The sequence below is a fragment of the Arsenicibacter sp. R0_47 genome (assembly GCF_057652235.1).
Genome location: NZ_JBYFCJ010000004.1, coordinates 79065 through 93197, shown reverse-complemented (window position 1 = coordinate 93197; position 14133 = coordinate 79065). Strand labels below are relative to the sequence as shown.

General features: G+C 52.5%; 12 protein-coding genes. 8 read left to right on the top strand and 4 right to left on the bottom strand.

The window, feature by feature from the left end:
* Positions 1–60 precede the first annotated feature (60 nt).
* The 7 genes from AC23NW_RS09135 (at position 61) to AC23NW_RS09105 (ending at position 8234) form a co-directional block, all read left to right on the top strand.
* Positions 61–1053 (top strand): hypothetical protein, encoded by a 993-nt coding sequence (locus AC23NW_RS09135; RefSeq protein WP_487449031.1) that lies wholly within the window; start codon positions 61–63, stop codon positions 1051–1053.
* Between the two features lie 100 nt (positions 1054–1153).
* Complete coding sequence (locus AC23NW_RS09130) at positions 1154–2260, top strand: glycosyltransferase family 4 protein (protein WP_487449030.1); 1107 nt, start codon at positions 1154–1156, stop codon at positions 2258–2260.
* Positions 2257–3165, top strand: coding sequence for a glycosyltransferase family 2 protein (locus AC23NW_RS09125; RefSeq protein WP_487449028.1), 909 nt, complete (start codon positions 2257–2259; stop codon positions 3163–3165). Before AC23NW_RS09130 ends, AC23NW_RS09125 begins: the two co-directional genes overlap by 4 nt.
* A 17-nt stretch (positions 3166–3182) precedes the next feature.
* Positions 3183–4580, top strand: coding sequence for an O-antigen ligase family protein (locus AC23NW_RS09120; RefSeq protein WP_487449026.1), 1398 nt, complete (start codon positions 3183–3185; stop codon positions 4578–4580).
* A gap of 5 nt (positions 4581–4585) precedes the next feature.
* Positions 4586–5749 (top strand): glycosyltransferase family 4 protein, encoded by a 1164-nt coding sequence (locus AC23NW_RS09115; RefSeq protein WP_487449025.1) that lies wholly within the window; start codon positions 4586–4588, stop codon positions 5747–5749.
* A 15-nt stretch (positions 5750–5764) separates the two neighbouring features.
* On the top strand, positions 5765–6919 hold the full coding sequence (locus tag AC23NW_RS09110; RefSeq protein WP_487449023.1) for a glycosyltransferase: 1155 nt from the start codon (positions 5765–5767) through the stop codon (positions 6917–6919).
* A 43-nt stretch (positions 6920–6962) separates the two neighbouring features.
* The gene (locus AC23NW_RS09105; RefSeq protein WP_487449021.1) at positions 6963–8234 is read left to right on the top strand and encodes a replication-associated recombination protein A; all 1272 of its coding nucleotides are present in this window, start codon (positions 6963–6965) and stop codon (positions 8232–8234) included.
* On the opposite strand, the gene argC is transcribed toward AC23NW_RS09105, so the two are convergent.
* The 4 genes from argC to lpxK form a co-directional block, all read right to left on the bottom strand.
* Entirely contained in the window at positions 8231–9211 is a 981-nt protein-coding gene (argC, locus tag AC23NW_RS09100; RefSeq protein WP_487449020.1) for an N-acetyl-gamma-glutamyl-phosphate reductase, read from the bottom strand. The genes AC23NW_RS09105 and argC overlap by 4 nt on opposite strands.
* Positions 9212–9225: 14 nt before the next feature.
* Complete coding sequence (locus tag AC23NW_RS09095) at positions 9226–10482, bottom strand: glycosyltransferase family 4 protein (protein ID WP_487449018.1); 1257 nt, start codon at positions 10480–10482, stop codon at positions 9226–9228.
* A gap of 73 nt (positions 10483–10555) precedes the next feature.
* Complete coding sequence (gene argG / locus AC23NW_RS09090; protein ID WP_487449016.1) at positions 10556–11746, bottom strand: argininosuccinate synthase; 1191 nt, start codon at positions 11744–11746, stop codon at positions 10556–10558.
* A 92-nt stretch (positions 11747–11838) separates the two neighbouring features.
* Positions 11839–12873, bottom strand: coding sequence for a tetraacyldisaccharide 4'-kinase (gene lpxK, locus AC23NW_RS09085; protein ID WP_487449015.1), 1035 nt, complete (start codon positions 12871–12873; stop codon positions 11839–11841).
* Positions 12874–12994: 121 nt separating this feature from the next.
* On the opposite strand from lpxK, the gene AC23NW_RS09080 reads away from it, so the two are divergent.
* Entirely contained in the window at positions 12995–14080 is a 1086-nt protein-coding gene (locus tag AC23NW_RS09080; protein ID WP_487449014.1) for an o-succinylbenzoate synthase, read from the top strand.
* Positions 14081–14133 lie beyond the last annotated feature (53 nt).

Genomic DNA, 14133 nt, shown 5'->3' with positions numbered 1-14133 from the left:
TGACTTCCGGTCACGCACTGTTCGTTGGTCCGCCTGTTAACTCACTGTCTCTAACCTGTTATGTTTGCTGTACTTACCGTTTGCCATACACGTCAGTTACCACAAGCCATTACGCTTGGAAAATCCGTTCAGCAGGTCACTCCGGAAGCTACATTTCTGATCGGGCTGGCCGATGAATTACCCGATGGCGTTACTCCCGAAACGCTGCCATTTGCAATTATTCCGGCCTCAGCGATTGTATCCGGGCCGGAATTGACCAGCTTATCGGCGGTTTATACCCCAACGGAAATGGCAGGAGCGCTTAAACCCTTGTTTTTGAAAACCTGCTACGAACGCTTGCCGGATTGTGATACGTTTATTTACGCCGATCCGAATATTTGCTTTTACCAGCCCCTCAGTGCCATTAAGGAGCAACTGACTAACGCCTGTTTCCTGCTGACACCTTATCTGGTGAATGCTCCTGCCGACGGGAGGTTTCCCGACGAAAAACACTTGCAGAACATCGGGCTCTATAACAGTGATTTTCTGGCACTGCACCGTTCGGATGAGGTAACGCGGTTCCTCGATTGGTGGGACAGCCGGGTCCGTACACGGGCTCATATCAACTTCTGCGAGGGCTTATGTACGGATCAAATCTGGCTGATGCACGTACCGGCTTTTTTTAACGGTGTCCGAATTGTGCAACAACCCGCATGGCATGTGGGCGTATGGAACCTGCATAACCGGCAACTCCGCAACGAGGCAGGCATATGGCATGTTGACGAACACGGTCCGCTGGTCTTTGCTAATCTCAAAGGGCTTACCAATCCGGATGATGGTTTTTTTCCGTATCAGAACCGGATTTCTATCCGAAAACGCCCTGATATTCAGCAGCTCATTGCAACCTATAGCCAGCAACTTCAGGTAAACAAACAACCCGCGCTGACCAGTCGCCCGGTATATGGCCAACTGCCGGAACCTGTCATTCTACGGGGCTGGCGGAAAGGAACCATTGACACGCTTCGGAAAATCACCACCTTTATCGACATCATGCCGATTCCGGTTATCCGCTGACGAGGCTCGCCACTAAGTAAGTCCTTCTTGAATCTGGCTAGTAAATACGCTACTTTTGCAGTAGTTTTCTAAGAAAAATACAAACAGGACGTTTCACTGCATGAAGGTATTATATGACCATCAGTCGTTTACGGGTATGGCTTATGGAGGTGTTACCCGCTATTTCTACGAACTGATGAAGTCATTTGCCCGGCGCAATGACATAGATTTTGAGCTTTCCCTGAAGTTTTCCAACAACGAGTACCTCGATCAGTCGGCATTCAGCCGGCATTTCCGGTTTCGTCGGTGGGCACATTTACAGCAAGTAAATCAGGTCGCCTCTGCCCTGAACAGGCTCTACAGCGTACAACGATTGAAGACCAATGGATTTGATGTCTTTCATCCGACTTATTACCATAAATATTTTCTGAATCACCTCGGCGGCAAGCCCTTTGTCATTACGTTCCATGATGCAACCAGTGAGCGATATGCCAAACTGTATCCTGAAGTAGGCGAACACATGACCGAGGTCAAAAAAGCGCTCCTGCCACGGGCCGACTGCATCATTGCCGTTTCGGAATACTCAAAGCAGGAAATTCTCCGGTTTTTTGATGTAAAACCCGAAAAAATAAAAGTCATTCATCTGGGTTCATCGTTCAGTCACTTTAAGCCGGCCCGCCCGTTTGACCCGCTGCCCTTTTCGTATTTACTCTACGTTGGAAAACGCGGACTGTATAAAAACTTTGACGGTTTCTTCCGGGCCATTCAGCCGGTGCTGCAAAAACATCCGGATATGCATCTTGTCTGTGCCGGCGGGGGTGCGTTTACCCGGCAGGAAAACGAGCTGTTTCACTCGGCAAGGTTAGGCAACCGGGTTCACTTCCGGCCCATTACCGACGCTGCCCTGTTCGGGCTCTACCAGCATGCTACAGCGTTTGTGTTTCCGTCGCTGAATGAGGGTTTCGGCATTCCGGTCCTGGAAGCCTTTAGCGGAGGCTGCCCTAATGTTCTCAGCGACCGGAGCTCACTGCCCGAAGTCGGTGCGGATGCGGCCATCTATTTCGACCCCGAAAATGACGAGTCGATGGCCTATGCCATTGAACGGATTATTTCCGACAGTGAGCTGCGGGCAACACTGTCCCGGAAAGGAACCGAGCGGCTTAAACTTTTCTCCTGTGAGAAAACCGCTCAGCAAACATTTGATGTGTATAAGGAGCTAACCAAGTGATTTCACCGACTGACCCATTCCTGCATACCTTCGTCACGAAACCGTTTGTTGCTGATCCGCAGACGGGAAACGGGCAATGGCCAAAACTTACTGTAGTGACGCCATCCTACAACCAGGCCCACTACCTGGAGCGAACCATCCTGAGCGTGCTGAACCAGCAATACCCCAATCTGGAGTATTTCATCATCGACGGCGGATCGACGGACGGGAGCCTGGACATTATCCGGAAGTATGAACCCTGGCTGGCCGGCTGGGTCAGTGAAAAAGATAAGGGGCAAACCGATGCCATCAACAAAGGCTTCCGAATGGCAACCGGCGACTATGTAGCGTTTCAGAATTCAGATGATGTCTTCGCTCCTAATGCGCTGTTAAACGTCGGAAAAGCCTGGCAGCAAAACCAGCAAACGGATGTGTTCTTCGGCGACATGTACACCATCGACGAAGCAGATTTCGTTATCGAAGAAAAACGGGCACTTCCGTTTATTCCGGCCTGCCAGATTTACAGCGGCATGCAGGTATATAATCAGTCGATGTTTATCCGCCGGGACGTTTTAGCGAAACACGGATTACTCGACGAAAGCCTGCGGTTTGTGATCGACTACGAAATCATCGCCCGTCTCGGCGTGTTGCCCGGCATCCGTTTTCAGCACGTTGCTGATTTTTGGGGCGGATTTCGTGTCCAGCCCGATGCCAAATCATCGACCATTGCCCAAACCGTTGGTGTACAGGAACACCAGCGAATAAAAGAAAAATATCAGCCGTATCTTCGCAGCTGGTTACCCGAAGCATTCTGGCGGCGGTATGCGCCTTTCCGCCAGCTTGCTTACTTTGCCCTTCGCGGTGATCTGGACTATGTCCGGCACCGGATGCAGATTCGAAAAGCCAACCGTATTACTAACGGATAAACATATAATGACGAACCATGTTCCGGCTCATACAAAAACTTGATCTCATGCGGATTGTCCTCGGCATCTGCATGGTTGTCGACGGTCCGCCGCTAATTACGTTCCTGAAAGAAACTGTCCACCTGGCCCCCAACAGCCAGGCGTTTACGGCTGCTTTTCAGGGCCTCGGCTTTGTGCTGATGATACCGTTTACCTTTCTCAGACGGCTGTATACCCCCAACATACTGCTCTTCTGGATGGCAATCTGGTTTATCCTGCTCTGTATTTTCTACATGTTTTATTTCAACGGCGAACCCGGGTTCAAGGGCTATGCAACCGACCTGACCTATTTCGCCTTCTCGCTGGTTTTCATCCTGTTGCTGCTCAATGTTCCCAATGATATCATTGAGGTAGCCATACCGGTCATTATCCTGTTTACGTTTATTTCCAATCTGGCCTTGCTCTATGCCATGGTTACCGACCCGACATGGAGCATCGGACAGCGGGCCGCGATCAATTACGGCACAACGGATACCGGCGAACGGATGGGGAACCCCCACATTTTCGCCCGGAACGCGCTAATGTGTGTGGTTGCCTGCGGGGTCTGGGCATTCCGCCCGCAAACCGGGCCTCTGATGCGTATTGCTACTCTCTTTACGGGTGCATTCAGCATTGCCATCCTGATCATGACCCAGACACGTTCCAGCATTGTTGCCCTGGGGATCGTGGTTGCTTTGTTTCTGTTCTTCAACGTGCGGCCACCTCAAATCAAAGCGGCCATCCGCGGCCTTCGGCATCCGTTTTCGCTGATCACCATTTTCCTGATGTTCTTTGCGTTTTCGATGTTCGTCCGCAAATACAATGATATTTACGGCATCCTGTACGGCTATGCGGTAAACTTCATGGAGCGTAACCTGGAAAACGTGTATGCCCTGCTCGGCCTGCAATCATCCGGCGCAGCCTACAAAGCAGCACTTGACGCCTCGGCAGCCAACCGGGCGGTAAGTGCCAACTTCTTTTCCAATGTCGTTGTCGGGCACATGGAAATGCTCATTTTCGGAAACGGGTATAAGTTTTTGTACCTCGATGTGCCGGTCATGGAGGCCTGGGTAAACCACGGTATTCCGGGGCTTATTCTGTTCGGCGGGATGAATGTCCTGATTTTGTATTACTGTTTCAGGGTTATGAAAAACAACCCGAACCCGCTGTCGACCTTCCTGGCCTATTTTTATATCCTGATTTTTGTGCAGTTATTTACGAACGGGCGGCCCTATGAGCAATCCTTCTGGTATCCGTTGGGGCTGATGATCCGGTTTATCGGCATCGAATCCCTGTTTCCGGTCCGGCTCTGGAATCATCCGCCGTCGGTCGACTATAACGGGTATGCCGTCCCGTCCGCTCTTTCTGCCAGCGGAGATGAAGCCGCAGCCACGTAGCGTCCATGAAAATTCTGATCGTACATAATCTGCTTTGGGCTCACTATAAGGCAAAGGTATTTCAGGAGGTCGACCGGCTCGCCCGCACCTATCCGGATGTGGAGGTGAAGGTGATTCAGATTGCGCGGAACGAAAAATCCCGCAAAGGGCTGGAAACAAACGACCCGGATACGCCGGTTTACCAATACCGGTATGAACTGTTGTTTGATGCCTTCATTGAGGATACGACCGTACAGCAACGTACCAAAGCGTTATTGCAGCACATCCGGGCCTACAAACCGGATGTGCTGAACCTGACCGGCTATTACGATCCGGCTCAGCTTGTCCTGCTGCTTTACGCCAGACTGACCGGCATCAAGGTGGTTATGCAGAATGAAAGCACCGCCGCCGATAATGCCCGCGGGGGCCTGAAGGAACGCTTCAAGAAAATAATTTTCCGGCTTTGCGACGGTTTCTTCTGCTTTGGCACCCTTTCGGCCCAATACCTGCTTCAGTCCGGGGTAAAGCCATCCCGGATTTTACTCAAAAAGAACGCGGTTGACAATGATGCGTTGCTGCATGCATTCACGCGGGCGCAGCAAACCAGAACGGTACAGCAGCAGGCGTTGGGAGTAAAACCGCATAATTTCATTTTCGTGGGCCGGTTGATTGAGGTAAAAAACCTGATCCGGCTGGTTGACGCCTTTGCTGTCAGCCGGCAAACCAATCCGGACTGGGGCTTGATCCTGCTCGGCGAAGGACCATTGAGCGAAGCCATTCAGCAACGGGCCAGGGAGCTCAACGTGGCAGATTCCGTTACAATGCTGCCCGGACGGGCCTGGTATAAGGTTCCGGACATACTGGCGATGGCGGATGTACTGGTGCTCCCCAGCTTGTCTGAACCCTGGGGGCTGGTCGTTAATGAGGCCATGGTCTGTGGCATGCCGGTGATCGTCTCCGACCGCTGTGGCTGTGTCGTTGATCTGGTCCAGGATCAGCAGAACGGCTTTGTCATTGATCCCGAACAAACTGCACAGCTGGCCGGTGCCATGCAGCAGTTCATGACTGGTCAGGCCGACCAGACCAAAATGGGAGTTGTTGCTCAAGAGATAATCCGGCCTTATTCAGCAGAAGCCGTAGCACGGGAGATGCTCGAAGGCTTTTTAACCATTCACCGAAGTAGACGCTAAACACAAACCATTCGCATGCGGATTCTGGATATTTGCGCGTATTCCTGGGAAATTGGCGGACCGCCGAAAATCATCTACGATCACACTAAAGTTGCTTTATCACTGGGCCACCAGGTCGATATTCTCAGCCCGATTTCTCCCGGCGAAAAACCATATCCGGTCCCTGAAGGTGCACGCCTGATCCTGTGCAAACGCACGCCGGTCATCAGCCGTTTTTTCCGTGAGTTTTCTATTGAATTATATCAGTACCTGCAGCAGCATATCCACGAGTACGACGTGGTTCATTGTCACGGCCTTTGGCACTTCGGCAGCATTGCACCGTTTATGGTGGATAAGAAGGTGGTAAAAGCGATCACCACGCATGGGCTGCTCGACAAATGGGTATATGCCCGCAGCTACTGGAAAAAGCGGATCATGGACACACTCGCTCAGAAAGCCTACGTACGGCGCGCGGATGTGGTTCAGATCAATAACACCGACGAAAAAGAGAATCTGGCAGAGTATCTCGGCTTTCAGCATCCGAACGTCGTAATTATTCCTAATGGGATTAATGTTGCCGATTTTGCCAATGCGCCGGCAAAAGGTACGTTCCGCAAGCAGTTCAATATCCCTGAAGGCAAAAAGCTGGTACTGTTCATGAGCCGCCTGAACCTCAAAAAAGGTCTTGACATCCTGTTACCGGCGTTTAAAGCCTACGCGCAGGAGAATAATGACGCCTTTCTGGCCCTTGCCGGCTCGGATGACGGTTACGAACAGGAAACCCGTGCGTTTATCGAACAACACAAGCTGTCGGACAGTATGCAGCTGGTCGGTATGCTGACCGGCGAAACCAAGCGGGCCGCCTTAGCCGATGCCGATATTTTTGCTCTTCCATCCTACTCCGAAGGGTTCTCGATGGCCTGTCTGGAAGCGCTCGCATCGGGAACGCCCTCCCTCTTGTCGGACCGGGTAGGTTTTGGCGAATCCCTGCGGGCCTACGACGCGGCCGAACTCGTCGAGCTTACCGTTGACGGCGTACACAAAGGGCTGACCCACATGCTACAGTCGCCGGAGCGTCGGGAGCAGGTCCGGCAGAATGCCTACCGCCTGATTCAGGAAAAGTACGACATTAACCTTGTAGCCCGTCAGCTCCTGGCTGCCTATGAGACCGCCTTACAGCGACGAAAATAGGCTACGGGTTGCGCTGTGCCGCCGGATGGGGTAATTTCGCCGTATGAACAGTGAAACAACACCCCTACCCGAACGCGTCCGTCCCCGAACGCTGGATGACGTCATCGGCCAGCAAAAACTAATTGGCCCCAACGGTGCCCTCCGTCGGGCCGTTGATGCCGGCCGGTTGCCGTCCATGATCCTGTGGGGACCGCCGGGCGTCGGTAAAACTACCCTGGCCCTGCTACTGGCCGAAGCCGTTAAACGCCCGTTTGTCTCGCTGAGTGCCATTAATGCGGGCGTAAAGGACGTCCGCGACATTCTGGGAAAATCATTCGGCTTTTTTCCGCCGGTTGTTTTCATTGATGAGATTCACCGCTTCAACAAAAGCCAGCAGGACGCCTTGCTCGGGGCGGTTGAAAAGGGACAGATTACGCTGATCGGGGCTACGACCGAAAACCCTTCATTTGAAGTCAATTCTGCTCTCCTCTCCCGTAGTCAGGTTTACATACTGGAATCGTTAAGCCGTGATGAACTGATTCAGCTCGTTAATCGTGCTCTGGATCGTGACGACTACCTTCGGTCGCGGCAGGTGCGGGTGGAGTCGTATGATGCGCTGCTGCGGCTGTCAGGTGGCGATGGCCGGAAACTGCTCAACCTGCTCGAACTGGTGGTGACCAACCATGTCAGCGCCGGTGAACTGGTCATTACCGATGATCTGGTCACGGCCGTTGCCCAACAGAACATTGCCCGCTACGATAAGTCGGGCGAACAGCATTACGACATTATTTCGGCCTTTATCAAGTCCATGCGCGGTTCTGATCCGAACGCGGCCCTGTACTGGATGGCCCGTATGCTGCAGGCGGGTGAAGACCCCGTATTTATTGCCCGCCGTATGCTGATTCTGGCCTCGGAAGACATCGGGAATGCCAACCCGACTGCATTGATCATGGCCCAGAACGCCATGCAGGCGGTTCGGGTAATCGGCTATCCGGAGTCGCGGATTATCCTGTCGCAGGTAGTCGTTTATCTGGCGACCTCGCCCAAAAGCAACGCCAGTTATCTGGCCATCGACGAAGCAATGGCGCTGGCCGAAAAAACGAGTCACCTGCCGGTGCCCCTACACCTGCGCAATGCCCCGACGAAATTGATGAAGGAAATTGGCTATGGAAACGAGTACCAATACGCCCATAACTATGAAGGAAATTTCACCGAACAGAACTTTATGCCCGACGAGCTTCGTGGCCATAAGCTCTATGAGCCTGGCCACAATGCCCGCGAAGCTGAGATTCTGCGGAATTTACAGAAGTGGTGGGGAGACTGGTACGGGTATTAAAACGCTACCGGTTTCAGCCGCAGCCCTGTATCCTCCGGTAATCCGAAGAGCAGGTTCATATTTTGAACCGCCTGACCCGACGCACCTTTTGTCAGGTTATCAATAACACTCGTAATCAGCAGCTGATCATCGTGTTTTTCAAGGTGAATCAGGCATTTATTGGTATTAACGACCTGCTTCACATCGACAGGCGCTGCGCTTCGATGTGTAAACGGATGGGACGCATAATACGCATCAAACATTGCCTGTGCCTCTTCCAGTGTCCCGTCGTACGTCGTATACACATTGGCGATGATACCCCGTGTAAAGTCACCGCGATAGGGAATGAACTGAATCGCCTGATCAAAATCCGGTTGCAGGCTTTTCAGGCTCTGTCCGATTTCTTTGAGGTGCTGGTGCGTGAAGGCTTTGTAAATAGACACGTTGTTGTTCCGCCACGTGAAATGCGTAGTAGCGCTCAGTGCCTGACCAGCCCCCGTAGAACCGGTTACCGCACTGACATGTACGTCGTCTGTCAGTTTACCGGACGCTGCTAACGGCAACAGCGCCAGTTGTATACAGGTAGCAAAACAGCCAGGATTTGCCACTTTATACGCCTCCTGAATCCGTTCCCGCTGTAACTCCGGCAAGCCATAAATGAAGTCATCCGACTCATCACGGAAATCCGTACTGAGGTCGATCACATTCAGGTTTTCCGACAGGTCGTGTGCCGCCAGAAATTTTGCTGACTCTCCGTGGCCTGAACAAAGGAAAATGACATCCAGCCCTTCCTGTGCCAGCAGGACTGTGGTCTCTTCGCCGGAAAAACGCAGATCGGTATCGCCCAGTAAATCAGTATGCGTGGCATAGACCGGTTTTCCTGCCTGGCTTTTGCTGTGCACAAAAGCGATGTTGGCGTGCGGGTGATTAATCAGTATGCGGAGTAATTCGCCACCGGTATAGCCGGCTCCGCCAATAATGCCAATGTTTATTTTCATAATGGTAGTATTGCTTATGCAATACGTTTATACAAGTCAATGTGTTCCTGAACAAAGCGCTCGCGGGAAAACAATTTTGCCCGCGCCGCCGACCTGACAGCCATTTGTTGTCGTACATCAATGTCATTGACAACCGTCAGTATAGCCTGGCATAAGGCATCGGCATCCGTCGGTTCTACCTGAATGGCGGCGTCGCCGACAACTTCGGGAAGCGACGATACATTGGAGGTAATCACCGGCAGGCCGCATTGCATGGCTTCAAGCGGCGGCAGGCCAAACCCTTCATACAACGACGGATAGATAAACGCCAGCGCTCCGCTGTATAGCGCAGCCATGTGTTCATCCGGAACAAAGCCCGTCACGATAATCCGCGACCGGATAGATTCGTTATGCTCCAATTCCTGCATGATCGAATCGAACAGCCAGCCCTTCGTTCCGACCAGTACCAGGTTCACTTCGTCGGGAAGCTCGCCGCTGTTGATGAGCCGGACAAAACTCCGGATCAGGTGATCAATGTTTTTCCGGGGCTCCAGCGTAGCCACGCTTAACAGGTAGGGCTGTTCGCCAAGGCCAAACTCCTTCCGGACGGTTTCGATTCGTTCAGTGCACGTCTCCGGATAAAATAATTCGGGGGAAGCCGCCAGCAGAATCGGCGTTACCCGATCAGGATCAATGCCGGTATAGTTGCAAAAATCATCCTTCGTTGCCTGTGACACGGTTATGACATGACCATCCTCCGGAATGGAGGCAATCGTCTGACGGACGGTATCTTCTGTTTGCTTAAACCATTCGGGATGCAGTAACGGAATCATATCATGAATCGTTACTACTTTATGCAGGGTCGACGCCTGCCGGATGGCTTCAGGCAGCGGAAAGAATACAGAATGGTAAACGGCGTTCTGCGGAAGGGCCGTCGCTGTAAACCGCGCCTGTTCCCGCTTAAGTGCCGTTCGTAGCTGATAGGCACCCTGCCGGATTGCCTTCGACAGCACACTATCAGGAGTAAACGGGCTCAATAGTGCATTTTCAATAGCGGCTAAACGCTGTTCTCCGGAGGCATTCACAAAAGCAGGTAATGTTCCGGAAACCGTTTGTGTAACATAGCGGAGGCTTGCACTCAGGTTGGTCGGAGCCGCCAATGATAATTCTATCTCCGGATGTTGGTATAACCCCAGGAACAATTCTTCTAAAACCCTGCTGACGCCCGTCCGGGCATGTCGCTGATAAAGACTCAATCCCAGTGGACTTATGTCCAGCACTACAGTTGGCATAAAGGAGACCGGAAGCGCGGAGAAAGGCAGATTGGTGATCTGCCCACTCAGCCTTTCTCCCGCAGCTTCCCGCTTATTGATTTTTTATTTTTTCGTAAATCATGACCTGGTTCGACATCACTTTCGAGAAGCCCCGAACGTCGTCGCCCGTCCATGCATTGTTCATCTCGCCGTAGCTGCCGAATACCGACGACATCAGATCGTACGGTGACTCAATGCCCAGTACCGTGAAGCGGTATGGTGCCAGCTGCACCTGTACTTTTCCCGTCACATGGCCCTGCGTATCAGACAAAAACGTTTCGATGTTCCGCATGACCGGATCCATAAACTGGCCTTCGTGGAGCATGGTGCCGTACCAGTTTGCCATCTGGTCTTTCCAGTACATCTGCCACTTCGTCAGTACGTGTTTTTCCAGCGTGTGATGCGCTTTGATAATGATCAGCGGAGCCGGTGCTTCAAAACCAACACGGCCTTTGATACCGATGATTGTATCACCGACGTGAATATCACGGCCGATACCGTAAGGTCCGGCCAGCGCCGTCAGCTTACGGATTGCATCAACCGGATTGGCAAACGTTTCACCGGCCACACCAGTCAGTTCACCCTTCTCAAAATCGAGCGTAATGGTCTTCGGTTCGGTTTCCGTCACCTGCGTTGGCCAGGCTTCTTCCGGCAGATAGCCGTTTGAGGTCAGTGTCTCACGACCACCAACAGACGTACCCCACAGCCCCTTATTAATCGAGTAAGCGGCTTTGTGCCACTCCTGATCAACACCTTTCGACTTCAGGTATTCAATTTCGGCATCACGCGACAGCCGCAGATCGCGGATCGGTGTAATGATTTCGGCATCCGGCGCAATGATCCGGAACGCCATATCGAAACGCACCTGGTCATTACCGGCACCGGTACTGCCGTGAGCAATGGCCGTCGCCCCGATTTCACGCGCATATTCAGCGGCGGCAATCGCCTGGAAAATCCGCTCGGCACTCACCGACAGCGGATAGGTATTATTTTTCAGGACGTTACCATACACCAGAAATTTCAGGCATTGCTGGTAATAATCGTCCGTTTTAGCCATAGTTACGTGCTTTTTCACGCCGAGCGAATAAGCCCGCTCTTCGATGGCTTTCAGTTCGTCGTCCGAGAAACCACCTGTGTCAACCAGCACAGAATAAACTTCCATGCCCCGGTCTTCAGACAAATATTTGACACAAAACGAGGTATCCAGACCTCCACTAAAGGCAAGTACTACTTTTTGAGACATTAGCGTGTATGGCGGAGTCCTTTTCCGCTCAATTGTTAATTGGCGGTGCAAATATCCGGGTTCTTCCGGTAAGTTGCTTGATTTATTATTATTCAGTTAACCGTCCGGTCCAGTATTTTCCGGAATTCAGCCTCTCCCGACAGAAATTTCACCCCGATGGGCAGGTAAAAAAGGGGCAGTGTCTGCCGTTCAGCTTCCGTGACCAGTTCACTCAGCTTTACCCAGTCCTTCTCGGTTGTCAGTAACCCGGTGCCCTCCCTGAGATCCTGTACGATTCGCTCCAGCTCTGCACGGCTATACCGGTGATGGTCGCCGAATTGTTCGTGCCGGATCATGGCAAAATGTGTCCTGACGTAGGTTTCCAGCGGACCGGCCTGCGCAATGCCCGTCACCAGGATTACTTTTTCCGGAACCGGCAGGCTGTTTACCGGGCTGAAAGCGACGGGTGGCAAGTAGGTTAGTCCCGCAAAACAAACAGGCGTATCAGGCCGGCTATAGGCCCTGATGTTCCGGCGGATCTCCTCCTGCTTCGCCTCCGGTAATGCATCAGGGCACTTAGTAACAACCACGACATCAGCGCGACGCGCGCCATGCCTGCGCTCCCGCAAGCGCCCCGCCGGAAACGGGTGATCGAGATAAAACGGCCGGTTGTAATCCATCAGCAGCACCGAAAGATGCGGGCTGACGGGCCGGTGCTGATAGGCATCATCAAGAAGTACGAGGTTAATGTTTGGCCGCTGTGTTTCCAGCTGTGTCAGGGCAGCCACCCGCTTTTCGCCGACCGTAACGGTAACGTTCCGGCCAAATTTACGGTATAACTGCAGGGGTTCATCCCCGATGGTTCCGGCGGTATCAGCCTCACCGGCGATCCGGAAGCCCTTCGTCAGCCGGCCATATCCCCGGCTCAGCGTACCGATGGTTCCGGCCGGCCGGCGACCGAGAAAGTAGGTCAGCAAATATTCGACCATCGGCGTCTTCCCGGTTCCGCCTACAGTGAGGTTACCGACACTGATGATTTTTTGTCGGGGCAGCTGTGACCTTTGCCATTTTTTGTCGTAACTAATATTACGAACATCGGTCACAAAACCGTAAAGGAAGCTGAGCGGGCGTAAAATAATTGACAACACAATAAAGAATTGATCAAAATGCACCTTTTATCGGTGCATTTCATGAGAAAGTTGCTTTTATTAGCGGTCAAAGTTAGTTTTGCCGCCCGCAATTTCCTCACCGGAATTTGTTTATTGTCTCATGGCCCTTACATCCGACTACCTTACATACACGCTCAGGTTTCGTTTTGAAGCCGGTACGTCGCGGGGCATCCTGACGGAGAAGACATCCTATATTATCCGGATTTACGACACAGACGACCCCTCGGTGGTCGGCTTTGGCGAGTGTGGGCCCCTCAAAGGCCTTAGTTTTGATGACCGCCCTGACTTTGAAGAACGTCTTGCGGAGGTCTGCCAATACTTCAATCAACTGGATTTACAGCTTTTTACCTGGAACATCCCCATTATTCTGAATCAGGTTATCGGCCAGGCGCTGCCAAGTGTTCTGTTTGGCTTCGAAACGGCGATGCATGATTTTTTATCGGGAGGACAGCGCGTCATTCGTGACGGAGACTTTGTGAAAGGGCATCGCAGTATCCCGATCAACGGGCTGATATGGATGGGATCTCCCGATGCGATGCGTCAGCAGATCGACGAAAAACTAGCCGCCGGCTACACGACCCTGAAACTAAAGATCGGGGCAATTGATTTTGAGCAGGAGTGCGCTATACTGGCTTCTGTCCGCGAGCGGTATTCCCCCGATCAGATTACGCTGCGGGTTGATGCCAACGGGGCTTTTTCGCCCGACCAGGCCATGAACCGGCTGGAACGGCTGGCACAGTATAGCCTGCATTCGATCGAACAACCTATCCGGCAGGGCCAGCCTGATGCCATGGCCGAACTTTGCCGTCACTCTCCGGTTCCGGTCGCGCTCGACGAAGAGCTGATCGGTCATATGGAGTACGTCGATAAATTTAAGCTGCTGAAAAAAATTCAGCCGCAGTACATCATCCTCAAGCCTTCGCTGCTGGGTGGCCTCCGTCACTCCGACGAATGGATCGAACTGGCCAACCGCCTGAACATCGGCTGGTGGATTACCTCAGCGCTCGAATCCAACATCGGGCTTAATGCCATTGCCCAGTATACCGCCCAGTTCAAACCGGTGATGCCACAGGGTTTAGGCACCGGGCAGCTGTATCACAATAATGTTGACAGCCCGCTGACGATTCAGCAGGGCCATCTTTTCTACCACTCCCAACACAACTGGAACCTTAGCGCCTTGCAATAACACAGCAGGGGATGATGACTCATCCCCTGCTGCTTTTACCGTATTACCTCCCG

Excerpts from the sequence above, each read along its gene's own strand:
- AC23NW_RS09135 (WP_487449031.1), top strand. The coding sequence starts at position 61 with ATGTTTGCTGTACTTACCGTTTGCCATACACGTCAGTTACCACAAGCC.
- AC23NW_RS09130 (WP_487449030.1), top strand. The coding sequence starts at position 1,154 with ATGAAGGTATTATATGACCATCAGTCGTTTACGGGTATGGCTTATGGA.
- AC23NW_RS09120 (WP_487449026.1), top strand. The coding sequence starts at position 3,183 with ATGTTCCGGCTCATACAAAAACTTGATCTCATGCGGATTGTCCTCGGC.
- AC23NW_RS09115 (WP_487449025.1), top strand. The coding sequence starts at position 4,586 with ATGAAAATTCTGATCGTACATAATCTGCTTTGGGCTCACTATAAGGCA.
- AC23NW_RS09110 (WP_487449023.1), top strand. The coding sequence starts at position 5,765 with ATGCGGATTCTGGATATTTGCGCGTATTCCTGGGAAATTGGCGGACCG.
- AC23NW_RS09105 (WP_487449021.1), top strand. The coding sequence starts at position 6,963 with ATGAACAGTGAAACAACACCCCTACCCGAACGCGTCCGTCCCCGAACG.
- argC (WP_487449020.1), bottom strand. The coding sequence starts at position 9,211 with ATGAAAATAAACATTGGCATTATTGGCGGAGCCGGCTATACCGGTGGC.
- AC23NW_RS09095 (WP_487449018.1), bottom strand. The coding sequence starts at position 10,482 with ATGCCAACTGTAGTGCTGGACATAAGTCCACTGGGATTGAGTCTTTAT.
- argG (WP_487449016.1), bottom strand. The coding sequence starts at position 11,746 with ATGTCTCAAAAAGTAGTACTTGCCTTTAGTGGAGGTCTGGATACCTCG.
- AC23NW_RS09080 (WP_487449014.1), top strand. The coding sequence starts at position 12,995 with ATGGCCCTTACATCCGACTACCTTACATACACGCTCAGGTTTCGTTTT.